Source organism: Minwuia sp. IMCC3009, assembly GCF_029909415.1.
Lineage (GTDB): Bacteria > Pseudomonadota > Alphaproteobacteria > Minwuiales > Minwuiaceae > Minwuia.
In genome coordinates, this window is sequence record NZ_CP123781.1 from 898,635 (window position 1) to 915,379 (window position 16,745).

The 16,745-nt window shown below is 65.5% G+C and carries 19 protein-coding genes and 1 pseudogene; 4 read left to right on the plus strand and 16 right to left on the minus strand.

Annotated elements, in window-relative coordinates; all coding sequences use genetic code 11:
* Positions 1-14 precede the first annotated feature (14 nt).
* From QGV55_RS04175 to QGV55_RS04190, 5 genes and pseudogenes are all read right to left on the minus strand, one after another.
* On the minus strand, positions 15-554 hold the full coding sequence (locus QGV55_RS04175; RefSeq protein ID WP_281018110.1) for a TRAP transporter small permease subunit: 540 nt from the start codon (positions 552-554) through the stop codon (positions 15-17).
* 74 nt (positions 555-628) lie between these two features.
* Positions 629-1,036, minus strand: coding sequence for a TRAP transporter substrate-binding protein DctP (gene dctP / locus QGV55_RS19730; protein WP_348637651.1), 408 nt, complete (start codon positions 1,034-1,036; stop codon positions 629-631).
* 3 nt (positions 1,037-1,039) lie between these two features.
* Positions 1,040-1,792 (minus strand): annotated as a pseudogene (locus tag QGV55_RS19735) (amidase); the annotation flags it as partial.
* Between the two features lie 135 nt (positions 1,793-1,927).
* Positions 1,928-2,866 (minus strand): LysR substrate-binding domain-containing protein, encoded by a 939-nt coding sequence (locus tag QGV55_RS04185; protein WP_281018108.1) that lies wholly within the window; start codon positions 2,864-2,866, stop codon positions 1,928-1,930.
* A gap of 67 nt (positions 2,867-2,933) precedes the next feature.
* Positions 2,934-3,743: a sulfite exporter TauE/SafE family protein gene (locus QGV55_RS04190; protein ID WP_281018107.1), complete on the minus strand. Its 810-nt coding sequence runs from the start codon at positions 3,741-3,743 to the stop codon at positions 2,934-2,936.
* Positions 3,744-3,902: 159 nt separating this feature from the next.
* Here QGV55_RS04190 and QGV55_RS04195 point away from each other — a divergent pair, with 159 nt between their 5' ends.
* Positions 3,903-4,538, plus strand: coding sequence for a glutathione S-transferase (locus QGV55_RS04195; RefSeq protein ID WP_281018106.1), 636 nt, complete (start codon positions 3,903-3,905; stop codon positions 4,536-4,538).
* A 41-nt stretch (positions 4,539-4,579) separates the two neighbouring features.
* Here QGV55_RS04195 and QGV55_RS04200 read toward each other — a convergent pair whose 3' ends face one another.
* From QGV55_RS04200 to QGV55_RS04210, 3 genes are all read right to left on the minus strand, one after another.
* Positions 4,580-5,359 carry an enoyl-CoA hydratase/isomerase family protein gene (locus QGV55_RS04200; protein ID WP_281018105.1) on the minus strand — a complete coding sequence of 260 codons (780 nt, stop codon included), beginning with the start codon at positions 5,357-5,359 and terminating at the stop codon, positions 4,580-4,582.
* A gap of 144 nt (positions 5,360-5,503) precedes the next feature.
* The gene (locus QGV55_RS04205) at positions 5,504-6,757 is read right to left on the minus strand and encodes an MFS transporter (RefSeq protein WP_281018104.1); all 1,254 of its coding nucleotides are present in this window, start codon (positions 6,755-6,757) and stop codon (positions 5,504-5,506) included.
* A gap of 208 nt (positions 6,758-6,965) precedes the next feature.
* Positions 6,966-8,120: an epoxide hydrolase family protein gene (locus tag QGV55_RS04210; RefSeq protein WP_281018103.1), complete on the minus strand. Its 1,155-nt coding sequence runs from the start codon at positions 8,118-8,120 to the stop codon at positions 6,966-6,968.
* Positions 8,121-8,219: 99 nt separating this feature from the next.
* On the opposite strand from QGV55_RS04210, the gene QGV55_RS04215 reads away from it, so the two are divergent.
* Together QGV55_RS04215 and speB are read left to right on the plus strand one after the other, a co-directional pair.
* Positions 8,220-9,059, plus strand: coding sequence for an enoyl-CoA hydratase (locus QGV55_RS04215; protein WP_281018102.1), 840 nt, complete (start codon positions 8,220-8,222; stop codon positions 9,057-9,059).
* Positions 9,060-9,191: 132 nt separating this feature from the next.
* Positions 9,192-10,217 carry an agmatinase gene (speB, locus tag QGV55_RS04220; RefSeq protein ID WP_281018101.1) on the plus strand — a complete coding sequence of 342 codons (1,026 nt, stop codon included), beginning with the start codon at positions 9,192-9,194 and terminating at the stop codon, positions 10,215-10,217.
* A 9-nt stretch (positions 10,218-10,226) separates the two neighbouring features.
* On the opposite strand, the gene QGV55_RS04225 is transcribed toward speB, so the two are convergent.
* Positions 10,227-10,412, minus strand: coding sequence for a hypothetical protein (locus tag QGV55_RS04225; protein WP_281018100.1), 186 nt, complete (start codon positions 10,410-10,412; stop codon positions 10,227-10,229).
* Positions 10,413-10,476: 64 nt separating this feature from the next.
* Positions 10,477-11,703 carry a DUF2336 domain-containing protein gene (locus QGV55_RS04230; RefSeq protein ID WP_281018099.1) on the minus strand — a complete coding sequence of 409 codons (1,227 nt, stop codon included), beginning with the start codon at positions 11,701-11,703 and terminating at the stop codon, positions 10,477-10,479.
* A gap of 120 nt (positions 11,704-11,823) precedes the next feature.
* On the opposite strand from QGV55_RS04230, the gene QGV55_RS04235 reads away from it, so the two are divergent.
* Positions 11,824-12,531: a pyrimidine 5'-nucleotidase gene (locus QGV55_RS04235; RefSeq protein WP_281018098.1), complete on the plus strand. Its 708-nt coding sequence runs from the start codon at positions 11,824-11,826 to the stop codon at positions 12,529-12,531.
* Positions 12,532-12,555: 24 nt separating this feature from the next.
* Here QGV55_RS04235 and arsH read toward each other — a convergent pair whose 3' ends face one another.
* The 6 genes from arsH to cobU form a co-directional block, all read right to left on the minus strand.
* Positions 12,556-13,272, minus strand: coding sequence for an arsenical resistance protein ArsH (gene arsH / locus QGV55_RS04240; protein ID WP_281018097.1), 717 nt, complete (start codon positions 13,270-13,272; stop codon positions 12,556-12,558).
* On the minus strand, positions 13,265-13,672 hold the full coding sequence (arsC, locus tag QGV55_RS04245; protein ID WP_281018096.1) for an arsenate reductase (glutaredoxin): 408 nt from the start codon (positions 13,670-13,672) through the stop codon (positions 13,265-13,267). The genes arsH and arsC overlap by 8 nt, the downstream gene beginning before the upstream one ends.
* A gap of 154 nt (positions 13,673-13,826) precedes the next feature.
* On the minus strand, positions 13,827-14,453 hold the full coding sequence (locus tag QGV55_RS04250; RefSeq protein ID WP_281018095.1) for a pyridoxamine 5'-phosphate oxidase family protein: 627 nt from the start codon (positions 14,451-14,453) through the stop codon (positions 13,827-13,829).
* Positions 14,454-14,629: 176 nt separating this feature from the next.
* Positions 14,630-15,373 carry an SDR family NAD(P)-dependent oxidoreductase gene (locus QGV55_RS04255; RefSeq protein ID WP_281018094.1) on the minus strand — a complete coding sequence of 248 codons (744 nt, stop codon included), beginning with the start codon at positions 15,371-15,373 and terminating at the stop codon, positions 14,630-14,632.
* A gap of 33 nt (positions 15,374-15,406) precedes the next feature.
* The gene (gene cobS / locus QGV55_RS04260) at positions 15,407-16,186 is read right to left on the minus strand and encodes an adenosylcobinamide-GDP ribazoletransferase (RefSeq protein ID WP_281018093.1); all 780 of its coding nucleotides are present in this window, start codon (positions 16,184-16,186) and stop codon (positions 15,407-15,409) included.
* Positions 16,186-16,743, minus strand: coding sequence for a bifunctional adenosylcobinamide kinase/adenosylcobinamide-phosphate guanylyltransferase (gene cobU, locus QGV55_RS04265; RefSeq protein WP_281018092.1), 558 nt, complete (start codon positions 16,741-16,743; stop codon positions 16,186-16,188). Before cobU ends, cobS begins: the two co-directional genes overlap by 1 nt.
* Positions 16,744-16,745 lie beyond the last annotated feature (2 nt).

Below are 16,745 nucleotides of genomic sequence, written 5' to 3' on the forward strand. Positions count from 1 at the left end.
GGCAGCGGCAAGGTCTAGTCGAGTTGGGACACGTCCTGCGCGTCAGCAGACGGAGAGTCGTCCGGGTCGAGCCACCGCGCGACCAGATGGATGAGGATGACGATCATGGCGATCGGGACGATCACCGCGATCCAGACCATCGGGATCCCCAGCGTATCGGCGGTCAGACCGGCCTGGCGGGCCAGGTATCCCTTGGCAAAGCCGCCGCGCAGGCCGATGAAGCAGAACCAGACGACGGGTGCGATGAAGGCGATCACGGCCGCGCTCTGCACGGCCTCGGCCAGCAAGCCGAGAAGATGTGGTCTGGGCGGAAACACGCTCTGCATCAGAACCGCGTCGGCCCGGGTCTTGAAGGACAGGGTCGCGCCCAGCAGTCCGGTCCAGACCATCATGTAGCGGGCCACATCCTCGGTCCAGGTCGGCGGCGAGGAGAAGCCGTAGCGCGCGATCACCTGGATCATCACCGTGACGAACATGCCGCAGACCATGAACACGGCGACACGTCGTGCCACGGCATGCAGGCCGGAACTGAGCGACAGGATCAGGCTTCGCATGGGTCGGCTTTCCAGTCTGTGGAGTGAGTGGTCGGACCCGCGGCAGTCATGCCGCGGGTCCGACCGGCTCCGTCTCAGCGGGTCTTGTTGGCCACGGCCAACCAGGTTTCGACATCAGCCTCGGGCAGCAGGCCGGACCGGTAGACCGGCTGCGAGAGCTCGCGGAAGGCTTCCTTCTCTTCTTCGGAAAGCCGCTGGACCGTCACACCGGCATCCTCCAGCGTGGTCAGGGCGACAACCGAGGCCTTGTCCAGCCAGGCCTGCGTCGCGGCGTTGGCCTTCGCGACGGCGTCGTTCACAGTGGCCCGCTCCGCATCGGACAGACCGTCGTACCACTGCTTGGAGGCAATGATCGCGCGGATCGGAATGATCACGCCGGCGTCGGAGAAGTTCTTCACGAAATCCGTCTGCCCGAACATGACCGGCACGAACGGGGAGTTCAGGTAGCCGTCGATCACGCCGGTCTGCAGCCCGAGGCTGATGTCGAAGCGTGCCGGATCGGCAGGTGATGACAACGGGTCGTCGGCATCATGGCCGTGGCAGGCACGCAGCATGAGAACCAGATCGTCCACATCACGGGCCATCGGACCCAGGACCGATATGCCGGACCAGCCGAGGGGGCGGGCCGGATGGGCGATCACGTCCGCCGAGGGGCGATACCCGACGATGCCACACAGTGCCGCCGGAAGCCGCAGCGATCCGCCCGTGTCGGAGCCGGTGCAGAGCGGCAGCATGTCCGCCGCCAGGGCCGCCGCGGAACCGCCGGAGGAGCCACCGGCAATGAGGTTCGGGTTGAACGGATTCCCTGTCGCCCCCCAGACCGGATTGCGGGAATTGCCACCGGCACCCATCTCCGGAACGTTGGTCTTGGCGAGAACGATGGCGCCCGCCTTTCGCAGTCTCGCGACCATCAGCAGGTCCGCCGTGGGCACGTGATCGCGCATCCGAAGGCTGCCATAGGTGGTCAGCAGCCCCTCCGTGTCCTGCAGGTCCTTCACCCCGATCGGCAGCCCGTCGAGGATCCCGCGAGGGGTACCCGCCTGCCAGCGGCGGGTGGATGCATCGGCCTCGGCCACGGCGCGTTCCGTGTCGAAGGCGGTCAGGGCATTGATCCTGGGATTGGCTTCGGAGATCCGGCTGAGACAGGCCTCAAGCACCGCATTGGGCGTCAGGCTGCCTGCCGCGAAACCGGCAAGCATCTGAACCGCTGTGTATTCCGTCAGCCTGGTGTTCGCCATCGTGACCATGATCGCACCGCGGCAGCACCGCGTTGCCATTCCCCTTGCAACAATTAGTCAAGGGTATAAATATCGCCGCAAATCCAGACAGAATACTGAATTCTTCCCATGCAAACATAACCAATGGGAATAAAATCAGGCGGCAGGCAGGGTCTGTTCGAGGCATTTGAGGAGCAACGCGAGCGTGCTGTTGGTGGACGTCTGATCCCGCCGCCAGAAACAGCGCGCTTCGGACAGGAGGCCGTGGGTGTCGAGCGGCAGCACCACGATATCGCGGCGCGCACTGTGCACCCGCGCGATACTCTCCGGAAACAGGCCAATCGCGGGCATCTTGCGCATGATCTCCAGATTCAGGGCCAGCGACACGGAAGCGATCGTGTTCGTTGGTGTGACGAGCCCGTTTTCGGCAAACAGGGCATCGAAGGCCCTTCGCGCGACCGAGTTGGCCTGGGGCAGGATCCACGGCCAGCCGATGGCCTGCTTCCAGTCGAGTGCGTCCTGCTCGGCGAGCGGATGATCACTTCCCGCAACTACGACAACCGGTTCGCTGAACAGCACGCTCTGTTCGATTCCGGGCAGTTCCTGCGGTTGCCAGACCCGGGCGATGAGCAGGTCCATGACGCCGGATTCAAGCTGCGGGTACAGGGAAACGAAATGCCCCTCGATGAGCGAAACCGATGTTTCGGGGGCGCTGCGCTTCAGCAGTGCAAGGGCGTCAGGCAGGATGATCGGGCCCACGGATGCGACCACGCCGACAGAGACCGCGCCACTGACACCGCTCGACATGGCCTCGACATCGAACGCCGCCCGGTCGATCTGGCTGAGCACCATGCGGGCATGTTCCGCCAGTCTCAGCCCGATTGCCGTGAGGTGAAGCCGCTTGCGGTCGCGGGTCACGATAGGGGCACCGACGATGCGTTCCAGCTCTGCGATCTGCTTCGAAATCGCCGGCTGGGTGACCATCAGTTCGTCGGCAACCCGGGAGACGATCTTCAGCTCCGCCAGGGCCGCGATGACGCGCATGTGGCGGATCGTCAGCGACTTCCGCAGGTTGCGGTTGGCGATATCTCTCATCCTGCCGGGATCCTTGCTCGTCTCCGATGGCGCGGGCCGGTGCGATTCCATCGTCTGATGGAACGATCTACGCCAGCATCCGGATGGCAGTGAGCAGCAGGAACAGGGCGAAGGCAAGCTTCAGTGTGCGGGGTTTCAGGCTGTGGGCGATGCGGGCGCCCAGCGGCGCGGTCAGGCTGGCGAAGGGGGCGATCAGCAGCAGGCCCAGCAGGTTGACGTGCCCGGCGCTGGCTTGCGGCAAGGCAGGGACGCCCCAGCCGGAGATGATGAAGCCAATGGCGCCGGGCAACGCGATGATCAGGCCGATCGCCGCCGCCGTGCCCACCGCGCGGTGCGCCGGATAGCCGAACAGGTTGAAATAGGGCACGCAGAGGGTGCCGCCGCCGATCCCCATCATCGCCGAGGTACCGCCGATGGCGAAGCCGGTTGCGGCCCCTGCCGGTCCTCCCGGCAGCCTCTCCCGCAGGCGGAAATCCGCCGGGGTGAAGGCCATGTAGGCGGCTACGACCAGCGCCACCACGGCGAAGACCAGGGTCAGGGTCGCGCCGCTGATGAAGCTGGCGATCAGCACCCCCGCGACCGACCCGGCAAGGATGAACGGCCCCCAGCGTTTCAGCAGGTCCACATCAACCGCCCCGCGCCGGTGATGCGCCCGCGCCGAACCGATGTAGGTCAGTACGATGCTGGCCAGCGACGTCCCCACCGCCACATGCATCTTGACGGAGGGATCGATCTCCAACTGCCCCAGCATGGTGTAGAGCACCGGCACCACCACGATGCCGCCGCCGACATCCAGCAGCCCCGCCAGCACCCCGGCGACACATCCGGTGCCGACCAGGATGGCGGCCAGCGGCAGAAGGGCGGTGGTGATTTCCATGGAGACTCCGGAAGGCGGGGGCAGGCATTGCAGATGCCGACAGCTTATCAGCCAGGCGCGGCCCTTGCGCAATCACCTGTCGCCGTCAGAGCGCTGCAATCCAACCTCGGAACGGTCTATCATCAGAGGCAGATGCAAAGGAAATCAGGGGAGAGTCAGTTGATCACCATCCATCATCTCGGCGTTTCGCAGTCCGACCGCGTGGTCTGGCTGATGGAGGAACTCGGGCTGCCCTATGACCTGAAATGGTACCACCGGAAGGCCAACCGGCTGATGCCTGACGACTACTTCGCGCTGCATCCGGCGGCGACCGCGCCGGTGATCGAGGATGACGGTCGCGTGCTGACGGAATCGGCGGTGGTGCTGGAATATGTCTGCCGTACGCATGCCGGGGGCCGGTTCACCGTGAACCCCGACCAGCCGAACTATTTCGACTATCTCTACTGGATGCAGTTCAACAACAATGCGCTGGGCCTGTTCTTTGCCCAGCTTGCCATGGGTGCGAACCCGACGGGCGAGGCGACGCCGGTGGTGAAGGAACTGCTGCGGCGGCGCTGGTCGGGCTATTACGACTATCTGGAGCAGACACTGGCGAAGCACGAGCATCTGGCAGGCGACGACTTCACCTGCGCGGACATGATGGTCGTCTACAATTTCGGCAACATCCTTGCCTCGGGGGGGCGGACCCTCGACGACCTGCCGAACACGAACGCCTATTTCCAGCGCATCAGCGCCCGACCCGCCTATCGCCGGGCCATGCAGATCGCCGGGCCGGAGGCGACACCGCCCGCTTGAGGAGCGGGCAGCGACCCGATCCGGATCGGGGCATCCGGTCGTTACCTGAACTTCGGCTTGCGCTTGTTCAGGAAGGCATCGACGGCTTCCTTGTGCTCGGCGCTTTCATAGGCTTCCTTCAGTCGCGCCTGCTCCCGCGCCTGCACCAGTTCCAGGTCGGTCTCGGAGCCGTTCTGCGTCAGCAGTTCCTTTGTCCAGGCCAGGTGCCGGTCGGGGTTGGCGGCGATGGCGTTGGCCAGTTCCATGGCCTCTGCCATCAGGTCCGCATCCTCCACGACCCTGTTGGCGAGACCGCTGGCGGCGGCCTCCTCGCCGTTCATGAAGCGGCCGGTCAGCGCGAACTCACTGGCCGCGCCGAAGCCCATGCGCTGTACCAGGAAGTGCGAACTGGCCAGCTCCGGCACGACGCCGACCTTCACGAAGGGCACGGCGACCCTGGCGGAACGGGCGATCAGGATGACATCGAAGGACAGGATCTGGCTCAGGCCGACGCCTACGGCGACGCCGTTGACCGCGGCGATCAGGGGCTTGGAATCGCGCACGAACTTCACCCACTGGATCGGTGCCGACGGCTTGGTGCCGGATTCCGCCTGCTCCATCCGGGCCCGGAACGTGTCCTTCATGTCGGCACCGGAGCAGAACCCCCGGCCCGCGCCGGTCACGATGACCGCGCCGATTGCGGGATCATTGTTCGCGGAGGTGATGGCGTCATGCATCTCCTCCCGCATCCGGTAGGTCCAGGCGTTCAGTTTCTCCGGCCGGTTCAGTGTCAGGATCCCGACATTGCCTTCGGTCCGGTATTCGATCTGTTCGTAGGTCATGTGTCTCTGTCCTCCCCGTCGCCATTTCAGCACGCCGGAGCAGGAGCGCCAATCGGCGATCATGGATCATCTGTTATCTGGCATCTCTTGCTTCGCGCCTGGAGCGACGCGGACGAGGCTCGGGCATCGCAAACCGGCAGTCATTCACTCCGGTTGACGGGAGGCAACTTCTGCTGCCCGAGACCGCGCGCCGACCGCGAGCAGGAAGGCGGCGCCGAGGAGCAGGCTCAGGACGGCGAAGACAATCGCCGGACCATAGCCCCCCGTCATGTCGAAGATCAGCCCCGCCAGTGTCGGTCCGCCGAGCACGCCAAGCCCGGAGGCGGAATAGTTGACGCCCAGAATGCCGCCCAGATGCCGAACCCCGAAGATGTCCGCCAGAATGGCAGGCATGAGCGGTGCGAAGCCGCCGTAGAGTGTGCCGAAGATCACGGCGAAGAAGCCGAGCGCCCAGACCTCCACGGCGAAATGCCAGAAGGCCATCATCACGGCGAGCCCCAGATAGACGCCCGTCAGGGTGCGCAGCCGTCCGAACCGGTCAGCGAGAATGCCGACGAGGAAACGTCCCCCGATGCTGGAGACACCGATCAGGCTGAGCAGCCAGGCACCCGTGGCCTCGGTCATGCTCTGGTCGAGGACGTAGGGCACCAAGTGGACCAGGGGCATGAAGAGCGAGAACGAGATGGTGAGGCCCGCACCGCTGAGCAGCCAGAACTCGGGGGTCCCGATGGCTTCGCGCAGGGTCGAGGCCGGACCTGGCGGGGCCTCCGATGAGGGTGGTGCGCCTCCGTCCGGGTTCAGCCCGTACCTCTCCGGTGAGTGGCGCAACAGCAGCATGGCGAGGAGGCCGATGACACCCACGCCTATTCCCAGCCAGGTCATGGCATCCCGCCAGCCATGCTCCTGGACCAGCCAGTTGGCGACCGGCGGGGTCACAAGCGTGCCCGCCCCCACGCCCATGACGGCCAGGCCGGAGGCAAGGCCGCGACGGCGCACGAACCAGCGCTGCAATGCGCTGATCACCGGAACGTAGATGCAGCCCGCGCCGACGCCGACGCCGAGCCCGTAGGCGATGTAGATCTGCCAGAGGGTGGCCGCCTGCGCCGCGGCGATCAGTCCTGCCGCAACAAGGGCCATGCCGGTTGCCGCGACCACTGCGGGGCCGAGGCGGTCGGCCAGAGGGCCGCTCACCGCGCCCAGGCTGAACAGCAACCCCCCGGCGATGGCGGAAACCAGGGCGACGTCGGAGCGGCTGGCATCGAAAGCCGCCTCGATGGCAGGGAAGAACGGACCGAAGGAATAGGCAATGCCGAAGGCGAAGAAGGTGCCCACGAAGCTGGCACCGACAATGATCCAGCCATAGAACAGCTTCTGCCCTGACCCAGTCGCAGACCCCAAAGTCGTCCCCCCTCAACCGGTATGCAGACCCGCCTGCACTGCATGAACTCCGATGATGCGCGGGAATCGCGCGCACTTGCAGCCGAAAGGGCACGGAATGGCACCACATCGCGCGGGGAAAGCGAATTCATCTCGCGCGACATGGATTCTCCGGGTCGGCCGGACCGGGGTCACTCCGGATTTCTCTGGTCCGGGCGAAATCGCATGGCTACCGGATCATCCGGGCGAAGGCGCGGATGTCGTCGATGAAGGCTTCGGGTTCCTCCATGGCGGCGAAGTGGCCGCCGGCCGGCATCTCGGTCCAGTGCACCACGTTGGCCATGCGTTCCACCCACTGGCGCGGCGGCATGGAGAAGCTGTCGCCGGGGAACTTCGCCACGCCCACCGGCACCGTGATCCGCTGGCCGTCCGGCACCAGGAAATTGTCGCTCTCCACGATGGAGGTATACATCCAGGTGGAGCTGTTGATGGTGCCCGTGTGCCAGTAGAGCGCGATGTTGGCGAGCAGCCGGTCGGCGCTGAAACGGCTGTGCAGGTCGCCATGGGTGTCGCCCCAGGTCTGGAATTTCTCCGTGATCCAGGCGGCCAGTCCGGCGGGCGAGTCGGTCAGGCCATAGCTGAGGGTCTGCGGCTTGGTGGACTGGATGGCCTGATAGGCGGTCTCGAAGCGCAGGTCGCCCTGGCGCTGTTTCAGCCAGGCCTTTTCCTCCGCATCCGGCGCGGGGTCGATGGTGGCGGGGCGGGGGATCCACATGTTCTGGTGAATGCCGCAGCAGACATCCGAATGCGCCAGCCCGAGCCATGAGGTGACCAGGCTGCCCCAGTCGCCGCCCTGTGCCATGAAGCGGTCCACGCCCAGCACGTCGACCATCAGGTGCCGCCACAGCCGAGCGGTCTCGCGGCAGTCCACCGGCTTCGGCGGCGCGGCGCTGAAACCATAGCCCGGCAGGCTGGGGACGATCACGTCGAAGCCGTCCTCCGCCTGGCCGCCGAAGCGCTCCGGGTGGGCCAGCGGTTCGATCACTTCCAGGAACTCGACGACGGAGCCGGGCCAGCCATGGGTCAGGACCAGGGGGAGGCGGTTGCTGCCCGATCCGGTCTCCCAGATGAAATGGATGTCCTGCCCGTCGATGGTGGCGTGGAAATTGTGGAAGCGGTTGATCTGCTGCTCCACCGCGCGCCAGTCGAAATCCTCCGCCCAGTGACGGCAGAGGTCGCGCACATGGGCCATGTCGGCGCCATAGGCCCAGGGCGCGCCCTGCGGCTCCTCACGCGGCCAGCGCGTGGCGCGCAACCGCGCCTGCACATCGGCGATGTCCTCATCGGAGACATGAACCGTGAAAGGGCGAATCGAACCGGGCATCGCAGCATCCTCCCTGATGACCATTTCCTACCATGGCGCTATCCTGTGGCCAGTCAATGCGTCGGCACCTGTCGGCGATGTCATCCTGGGGAGGGGACCATGAACCTTTCGGAAGTGCTCTATGACCGCAACGGTGCGGTTGCCACCATCACGCTCAACCGCCCGGACCAGCTCAATGCCTGGACCCGGAAGATGGAGGGGGAGGTGCGCGAGGCCATGATGGAGGCGTCGAACGATGATGCCGTGCGCGCCATCGTGCTGACCGGCGCCGGTCGCGGATTCTGCGCCGGGGCGGACATGAACCTGCTGGGCGACATCCAGGACGAGGCCGCCTCGGCGAAGTCCCGCATCCAGTCGCTCAGCGCGGTGAACAATGCCATTCCGGGCGGGCTGGACCTGCCGACGGACTATACCATGCGCTACAGCTATTTCCCGACGGTGCCGAAGCCGGTGCTGGGCGCGATCAACGGCCCCTGTGCCGGGCTGGGCATGGTCATGGCGCTCTATTGCGACATGCGTTTCGCCTCCGACGCGGCCGTCTTCACCACCGCCTTTTCCCGCCGTGGCCTGATCGCGGAGCATGGCATTTCCTGGATGCTGCCGATGCTGGTGGGCCATGCCAATGCGCTGGACCTGCTGCTGTCGGGGCGGAAGTTCGGGGCGGCCGAGGCGCATTCGATGGGGCTGGTCAACCGGGTGATCGAGATGAAGGACTTCGCCGACCAGTGCCATGCCTATGCCGATGAACTGGCCACCATGGTCTCGCCACGCTCCATCCGGGTGATGAAGTCGCAGGTCTACAAGGCCATGCTGCAGTCGCTGGAACACGCCACCCTGACGGCGAATTCGGAGATGCCGGGCAGCTTCGACTCGGAGGATTTCAAGGAGGGTGTGGCGCATTTCATTGAACGCCGCGCCCCGGCATTCAGCGGCAGGTAGCGGAGTCGTCTTCGGCCTGTTCCATCCCTCTCCCCACCCGGCCACCCGATAAGGATACTCCCGTGGGTGGCCGGGTGGGGAGAGGATGGAACAGGCCACGTGACAAGAGCAGCAGATTGGAGACCGGGTGAGATGGATCAGGAAAACCTGAAGCGGCTGCGCGCCCGGTACGGCGATACCGAACCCGGCACCACCTACGACGAACGCTATCGTGCCATCACGGATTCACAGTTCGAGGATGGCGGGCGACGCCATGCGCCCTTCGCCGGTATTCCGACCTTCCTCGGTGCCCCTGCGGTCGAGGGGCTGGAGGGGCTGGACATCGCGCTGATCGGGGTGCCCATGGATCTGGGTGTCACCAACCGCCCCGGTGCCCGCTTCGGGCCGCGCGCGCTGCGCACGATCGAGCGGATCGGCCCCTGGCACCATATCCTGGCCCGCGCGCCGTTCCTGGAGGCAAAGGTCGGGGACGTCGGCGACGTGCCGTTCCGCAGCCGCTTCAGCCTCGACATGGCGATGGAGGATATCGAGGCCTATTACGGCACCGTCCGTGATGCCGGTGTGCGGCCCCTGTCGGTGGGCGGGGACCATTCCATCACCTACCCGATCATGAAGGCGCTGGGGCGCGACCGCCCGCTGGGCATGATCCACATCGACGCCCATTGCGACACGGGCGGGGAGTTCGACCACAGCAAGTTCCATCATGGCGGCCCGTTCCGCATGGCGGTGCTTGACGGCGTGCTGGACCCGGAACGCTGCATCCAGATCGGCATTCGCGGCGCGTCCGAATATATCTGGGAGTTCTCGCAGGATGCCGGCATGACCGTCTTCCACATCGAGAAGGTGATGGAGCAGGGCATTCCGGCGGTGATCGAGGCGGCACGGCAGGTCGTCGGTGACGGCCCGGTCTATGTCACCTTCGACATCGACGGCATCGACCCGGGCTTCGCCCCCGGCACCGGCACGCCGGAGGTCGGCGGCCTGACCCCGCGGGAGGTGCAGCAGATCTTCCGCGGCCTCGACGGGCTGGACATCGTCGGTGGCGACGTGGTGGAGGTGGCCCCGCAATATGATGCGACCACCAATACGGCGCAGGTCGGCGGTCAGATGCTGTTCGAGATACTGACGGTCATGACCGGGTCGGGTGCCGCCGGATAGCGGGATGCCTCAGCGCTCGCCCGGCGGATCGGTCAGCAGGTTGATCAGGGTGGCGCCGACGATCCAGATCGCCAGCATGAGAAACGCGGCCAGCCACGGCGAATAGAGCTGGCCGATGAAGCCGCCCAGTCCGACGGCCAGCCCGACGGCGCCGTTCACGCCCTGCAGTTCCTTGCGCTTTGTCTTGAGGTTCATGGATCAGGCCCTCCTCCGGACAGGTCATAGGAACCGGTCGGAGGAGGCGCCTTGATTCAGATCATTACCCGATGTGGGCGATCTGCATTTCCAGTTCTTCCGTGGTCATCGGATAGTCGACGCCATTGCGGGCCGCGAGCAGTTCGTGCGGCGGTACGCGGGCGATGCGTTGCTGTACCAGCAAGGCGGTGCGCATCGAAAGTCCGGCCTGATGCACCAGCGCCGTTGTCGCCTTGCCGTTGCGCATGCCCATGATGCGCTCGACCGCCTCTTCCTTGCGACCTGTCTTCAGGGCCAGGGCGCGGATGACGAAGCTTCGGCGGTTCTTTTCCATCGCCTTCTGGATGACCTTGTCATTCAGCTTGCCGCGCCCATGCAGGTGCTCGGCAAAGTCGGAATCCAGTTTCTGGTCGGCGTCCTTGTCTTCCGACAGCTTCTCGCCGACAGCCTCCGCCAGTGCCTGGCGGGTACGGTTGTCGAGATCACCGCGCTCCGCCAGCCGATCCAGCAGGGACCGGGCAACGAAGGTGGAGATCCGCCGGATGGCGCGCTGCGACAGCTCCGGTCGCATCACCAGCGGTTCGTGCAGCATGTCGGTGTCGCGCGCATCCTCCGCCAGTTCGTCCAGCGTGTCGGAGCGGACCTTTGCCGACCTGTTGTGCAGCAGTGCCGCGACGGCAGGCAGGTCGGTCGTGGCAATGACGGCATCGGCCACATCGGGACCGATACCGCGACGGCGGGCGATGGAGGGCAGGGCACCGATGGTGACACCGGCGGCGATGATTTCCACCAGATCGGCATCGTTCAGCAGCGGTGAATATTCCAGGATCGGCGCGGCCACGATCTCCTCGACGTCCTGCGCCAGCTTCATGACGATGGCCTTGGGCACGATCTCGGAATCGCGGATGGCATCGGCCAGGGCCGCACGGACGTCCACAAGACGATCGGCCGAAAGGTGATCCAGCGCCCTTTCCGTCAGGTCGCGCAGCCGTGCCTGCTTCGCGTCGCCGATCCCGGGCAGCAGCCTGCCGATCTTGCGTGCCAGTTCGGTGCGGACATAGGGGTCCACGTCTTCCGACAGTTTCAGATCCGCCTGACCGGGGGTGGCGGGGTTGCCGGCGACCGCGCTGCGGACATCCTTGTCCTTGTCCTCCGCCAGATAGTACAGCACTTCCGGTCGTGCATCGGCGTCCTTTGCCAGCGCCAGGCGTGTGCCCTGATTGGTGCTCTTCAGCGCGGCAATCTGTTCCTGGTAGGCAATAATGTCGGCGTTGCGCTTGTCGTCGGCCATCTCGATCGCTCCCCGGTCTCGGATAACCGTTCCAATATCGGCCAAGGCGCCTAACGCGGCGTTAACGGCGCGGGCGCGAAGGGGCTTGCGGGCCGGGTGAGAGGCGGTGATAAGGGGGGCATGACAGATTCCGAGCAACGCGGTGATCAGACCGCCCCCGACCTGCGCCATGTGGATACATGGGTCTTCGATCTGGACAACACGCTCTATCCGGCGCGCAGCAATCTCTTCGATCAGGTCAGTGACCGCATGCGGTTCTTCATCTGCGATTTCCTGCAGGTGGACGAGGAGGAAGCGCATCGCCTGCAGAAGGGCTATTTCCTGTCCCACGGCACCACGCTGAAGGGGCTGATCGATCACCACGGCGTGCGACCGGAAGACTTTCTGGACTACGTGCATGACATCGACCTGTCACCGGTAGACGCGAATCCCCAGCTTGCCGACGTGCTGAAACGACTGCCGGGCCGGAAGCTGGTCTTCACCAATGGCTCCGTCAGCCACGCCGAGAACGTGATGGGCAAGATCGGTATCGGTGACTGTTTCGAGGCCATCTTCGACATCGTGCATTCGGACTTCATTCCGAAGCAGAGCGTCGAGCCGTATCACCGCTTCATCGAGACCCACAACGTCAAGCCGGCCAGTGCGGCGATGTTCGAGGATATGGCCCGCAACCTGGTGCCCGCCCATGCCGTCGGCATGACCACGGTCTGGATTCCCGGCATCAGCGAATGGAGCCATGAGCAATCGAGCGGTGAGCACATTCACCATGTCACCGACGACCTGACCGGGTTCCTGATCGCAGCCGCTGACAGGATCGCGAAGGGCTGAACTGCCCGGTCGGTCGCCGCACGGCTACCCGTCCTTCCGGTTCACCCGCTTCGACAGTTCCTCGACGCTTTCGACCCGTTCCGAGTAGCGGTCGATCAGATAGGCGGCGCGCCCCCGCGTCAGCCAGGTGAACTTCAGCAGTTCCTCCATCACGTCCACCATGCGGTTGTAGAATGGTGACGGTTTCATGCGGCCGTCGTCCTCGAACTCCAGGAAGGCCTTCGGGACCGAGGACTGGTTCGGGATTGTGATCATGCGCATCCAGCGCCCCAGAATGCGCATCTGGTTCACGGCGTTGAAACTCTGCGAGCCGCCGCAGACCTGCATGACCGCCAGGGTGCGCCCCTGCGTGGGGCGAACCCCGCCGATGGGCGCCAGTGGCAGCCAGTCGATCTGGGTCTTCAGGATGCCGGTCATGGCGCCGTGCCGTTCGGGGGAGCACCAGACATGCGCCTCCGACCAGAGCGAAAGCGTGCGCAGTTCCTGGACCTTCGGATGGGAGTCCGGGACACTGTCGACCAGCGGCAGGCCGGTAGGGTCAAAGATGCGCGGCTCCGCGCCCAGTGCCTTCAGCACCCGCGCCGCCTCTTCCACCATCAGCCGCGAATAGGACCGTTCCCGCAGCGAACCATAGAGCAGCAGGACACGGGGCGGATGTGTCGGGTCGCCGGGCGCAGTCAGTTGCGCGGTGTCGATCCGATGCAGGGAATCGGGCGCGATGTTGGGAAGATCGTCAGCCATTGACCGTGATCTCCCCGCCATCTTCCTTTCTGAGCACGGTTCCCGGCGGCAGATCGAGCAACGCCGTCACTGCTTCCGATGGGCGGCACAGGGCAACCCCCTTCGGGGTGCAGACAATGGGACGATTGACCAGGACCGGATGAACCAGCATGGCGTCCAGAATGGCCTCCTCGGTTACTGACGGATCCGTCAGGCCGAGCTCTTCAGCCGGTGACTTGCTGATCCGCAGCGCGCTGCGCGGTGTCAGTCCCGCAGCGGCGAACAGTCCCAGCAACTGCGGCCGGGTCCATCCGGTTTCAAGGTAGTGGATAACGGTGGGTTCTTCCCCTGCCTGCCTGATGAAGGCCAGAACGTTGCGAGAGGTACCGCAGTCAGGGTTGTGATGGATAACGACGCTCATGGCTGATCACACCTTTGGTGGGTTGGTCAGGTCTGGTTGATCGCAGGGTCTGTTCCTGCCCGAAACTCCACACCTGCTCCAGCCTGAACTTGCGGGCAGGCGCTATGTCGCATCGGGTGTTCCGATACAGGCTCACAGCAAACAGCCTTGCAGATCAGGCTTCGATTTCGGCCAGGCGGCGTTTCAGTTCGGCGTTCTCGACCTCCAGATCCGCCAGTTGCTGCAGTATCTGGCTGTTTGCCGCCGCGAACGCATCGACGTCATGGCGGGGCGTGATGTGCTGCGGGCAATTGATGTCCCAGGCCGTGACCTGAAACAGGATGACACGCTCCACCTTGCCTGCCGGGTAATCCGGCATCGTCAGGTCGGCCATCAGGTCCGGGTCGTCCTCGACCACCCGGGCCTCGCCCCAGATCTTGATGCGGCGGCGGTTGGCATAGTCCATCAGGAAGATGAAGGCCTTCGGATTTTCAGCCAGATTGCCGAGGGTCACATACTGGCGGTTGCCGCCGAAGTCGGCGATGCCAAGCGTGGTCTCGTCGACCATGCGCAGGAATCCCTTCGGGCCGCCGCGATGCTGGATGTAGGGCTGGCCCTCCGAACTGACGGTGCCGAGATAGAAGGAATCCCGCTCGGCGATGAAGGCCAGCAGGTCCTCGGTCAGGCCGGTGCGGAAACCACCCTTCTCCTCCATGCGCCGGTATGTATCGCGGGAGCCAAGCCGCGCCTGCGCGGCCTTGACGGCAGGGGTGAAGGCAATATCGCTTGAGGGACGGTCCATCGGTGTTTCTCCACGGCGTCAGGTGGAGAACATCTATGGCAGCGGAACGAAAAGGGGAGGGGAACCGCACATGAATGCGGATCGGTCCGGCACGACCGCGTACTCCTTCCCCCGCACGGGGGAAGCGAGGAAGAATTCAGCAGGCGGTGCTGTCTTCTCCCCCTTCCGTCGCGGTTTCATGTGCGCAGGGTCAGCCCGCCGTCGACGGTCAGGCCATGGCCCGACACGAAGCCCGCATCGTCGGAGGCGAGGAACAGGGCACCACGGGCAATGTCGATGGGTTGCCCCAACCGCCGCAGCGCCGCCTTCTTGGCCCAGATGGTGGCGATGTTCTCGTCGGCAAAGCTGGCACCGGTCATGCCGGTATGGATGGCGCCGGGTTCAATGTAGTTGCAGGTGATGCCGAACTTGCCGAGCTCCAGCGCCAGGGTGCGGGTCATGCCGGCAACACCGGCCTTCGATGCGCAATAGGCGCTCAGACCGTAGTCGGTCATGCGGGCCATGACGGATGCGGTGGAGATGATGCGCGGTGCGGGGCTCTCCTTCAGGTACGGGATCGCGGCGCGGCACAGCTTGTAGGGGCCGGTCAGGTTCACGGCGAGGGTGATGTCCCACTGCTCGTCGGTCATGACCTCCGCCAGCGCGTTCCGGCTGACACCCGCATTGTTGTAGAGAATGTCCAGCTTGCCGAAGCACTCGATGGCCTTGCCGATGATCCGTTCCGCGGCCCCATCGGCCGCCACGTCCGCCTCGAACGGCGTGACATAGGCGTGGTCATGGGCCTCCGCCAGGCCCTTGCCGGGCAGATCGACGGCCAGCACCATCGCGCCTTCGCGGGCGAAAAGGTCTGCCGTTGCCTGTCCGATGCCGCTGCCCGCGCCGGTCACGATTGCCGCGCGCCCCTCAAGCCGTCCTGTCATGCTGTCCTCCCCAGGTTGTCACATGGTTCAAGCCTAGCCCGCGCCCATGCTCCATGCCAGCAGGACCGTGGTCTCGACTGCCATGCAGGTCGCACCCAGCACGTCCCCGGTGTAACCGCCGAAGGTGCGCCGCGCGACCTCCGTCATGGCCAGCACCACGGCAATGGCCAGCGCGACAGCCAGCAGCAACTGGATGATCGGGACGCCGCCAATGACACTGGCGAACAGGGCGATCAGCAGCCCCATGGCGCATGACTTGCGCATGTCGCTGTCAGCGGCCTTGCCGGCCCCAGCCGCAGCGCCATCGGCTCGGGCGAGCGGCAGGCGCGCCATGACCACCGCCATGCCGGCACGGCCCAGCGCGAGCGCGGCCAGCAGTGCCGCCAGCGCGTCCAGCACGTCGAGAGAGGAAAGTGCCGCGACACGGATCAGCAGGAAGAGGATCAGTCCCAGCGTGCCATAGGTGCCGATGCGGCTGTCGCGCATGGCGGCGAGGCGGGCCTCCCGGCCGCCCCGCGCGCCCAGCCCGTCCAGCATGTCGGCCAGCCCGTCCTCGTGCAGCGCACCGGTCAGCAGCACGGACAGGGTCACGGCCACCGCCGCGGCCAGCAGGCCGTTCGCTCCCAGTCCGACCATGGCCGCGAAGGTCGTGGCCAGTGCCGCGGCCAGCACCGCACCGACGACGGGAAAGGCCCATAGCGCCTGTGCCAGCTTGCGGTCGGCGGCGGCATCGGGAAAGCGCGTCGGCAGGCGGGTCAGCCAGCCCAGCGCAATGGCCAGGTCGAGGTTGAGCCTGGCGAGCACCTCGCGCATCAGTCGGGCCGCTTCATGACCAGCGGAAGTCCGGCAGCGACGAACAGCACGCAATCGGCGCTGAGTGCCACCCGCTGGTTGGCCAGCCCCTGCCAGTCGCGGAACTGCCGCCCCAGCGGGGTTTCCGGCACCAGACCAAGCCCGACCTCGTTGGAGACCAGCACTGTCGGGGCCGTGCGTTCGGCCAGCACGTCGATCAGGCTGGCGATCTCCGCATCCGGCGCGATGTCCGCCAGCATCAGATTGCTCAGCCACAGAGTCAGGCAGTCCACCAGCACGGGCCGATCGCCACAGGCTTCCAGTTGGTCCGGCAGATCGCGTGGGGCTTCCACCGTGACCCAGTCAGGCCCCCGGTCAGCCTTGTGCTGTTCGATGCGCAACCGCATCTCGCTGTCGAAGGCCTCAGCCGTCGCCAGATAGACCGGTGTTGTCTCTCCGGCGTGATCACGCGCCAGCCGCTCGCCCAGTCGGCTCTTCCCCGACCGTGCGCCACCCAGCACCAGCGTTGTCCACGGCAGGGCGGCGTCGGGGCCAAGGATGGTGCGATAGCCGCTCACGG

Coding starts and splice junctions, on each gene's coding strand:
- QGV55_RS04225 (WP_281018100.1), bottom strand. CDS start 10,412: ATGAACCTCAAGACAAAGCGCAAGGAACTGCAGGGCGTGAACGGCGCC.
- QGV55_RS04235 (WP_281018098.1), top strand. CDS start 11,824: ATGACAGATTCCGAGCAACGCGGTGATCAGACCGCCCCCGACCTGCGC.
- QGV55_RS04190 (WP_281018107.1), bottom strand. CDS start 3,743: ATGGAAATCACCACCGCCCTTCTGCCGCTGGCCGCCATCCTGGTCGGC.
- QGV55_RS04250 (WP_281018095.1), bottom strand. CDS start 14,453: ATGGACCGTCCCTCAAGCGATATTGCCTTCACCCCTGCCGTCAAGGCC.
- QGV55_RS04215 (WP_281018102.1), top strand. CDS start 8,220: ATGAACCTTTCGGAAGTGCTCTATGACCGCAACGGTGCGGTTGCCACC.
- QGV55_RS04255 (WP_281018094.1), bottom strand. CDS start 15,373: ATGACAGGACGGCTTGAGGGGCGCGCGGCAATCGTGACCGGCGCGGGC.
- arsC (WP_281018096.1), bottom strand. CDS start 13,672: ATGAGCGTCGTTATCCATCACAACCCTGACTGCGGTACCTCTCGCAAC.
- speB (WP_281018101.1), top strand. CDS start 9,192: ATGGATCAGGAAAACCTGAAGCGGCTGCGCGCCCGGTACGGCGATACC.
- QGV55_RS04210 (WP_281018103.1), bottom strand. CDS start 8,120: ATGCCCGGTTCGATTCGCCCTTTCACGGTTCATGTCTCCGATGAGGAC.
- QGV55_RS04230 (WP_281018099.1), bottom strand. CDS start 11,703: ATGGCCGACGACAAGCGCAACGCCGACATTATTGCCTACCAGGAACAG.
- arsH (WP_281018097.1), bottom strand. CDS start 13,272: ATGGCTGACGATCTTCCCAACATCGCGCCCGATTCCCTGCATCGGATC.
- QGV55_RS04185 (WP_281018108.1), bottom strand. CDS start 2,866: ATGAGAGATATCGCCAACCGCAACCTGCGGAAGTCGCTGACGATCCGC.
- QGV55_RS04175 (WP_281018110.1), bottom strand. CDS start 554: ATGCGAAGCCTGATCCTGTCGCTCAGTTCCGGCCTGCATGCCGTGGCA.
- cobS (WP_281018093.1), bottom strand. CDS start 16,186: ATGCGCGAGGTGCTCGCCAGGCTCAACCTCGACCTGGCCATTGCGCTG.
- QGV55_RS04200 (WP_281018105.1), bottom strand. CDS start 5,359: ATGACCTACGAACAGATCGAATACCGGACCGAAGGCAATGTCGGGATC.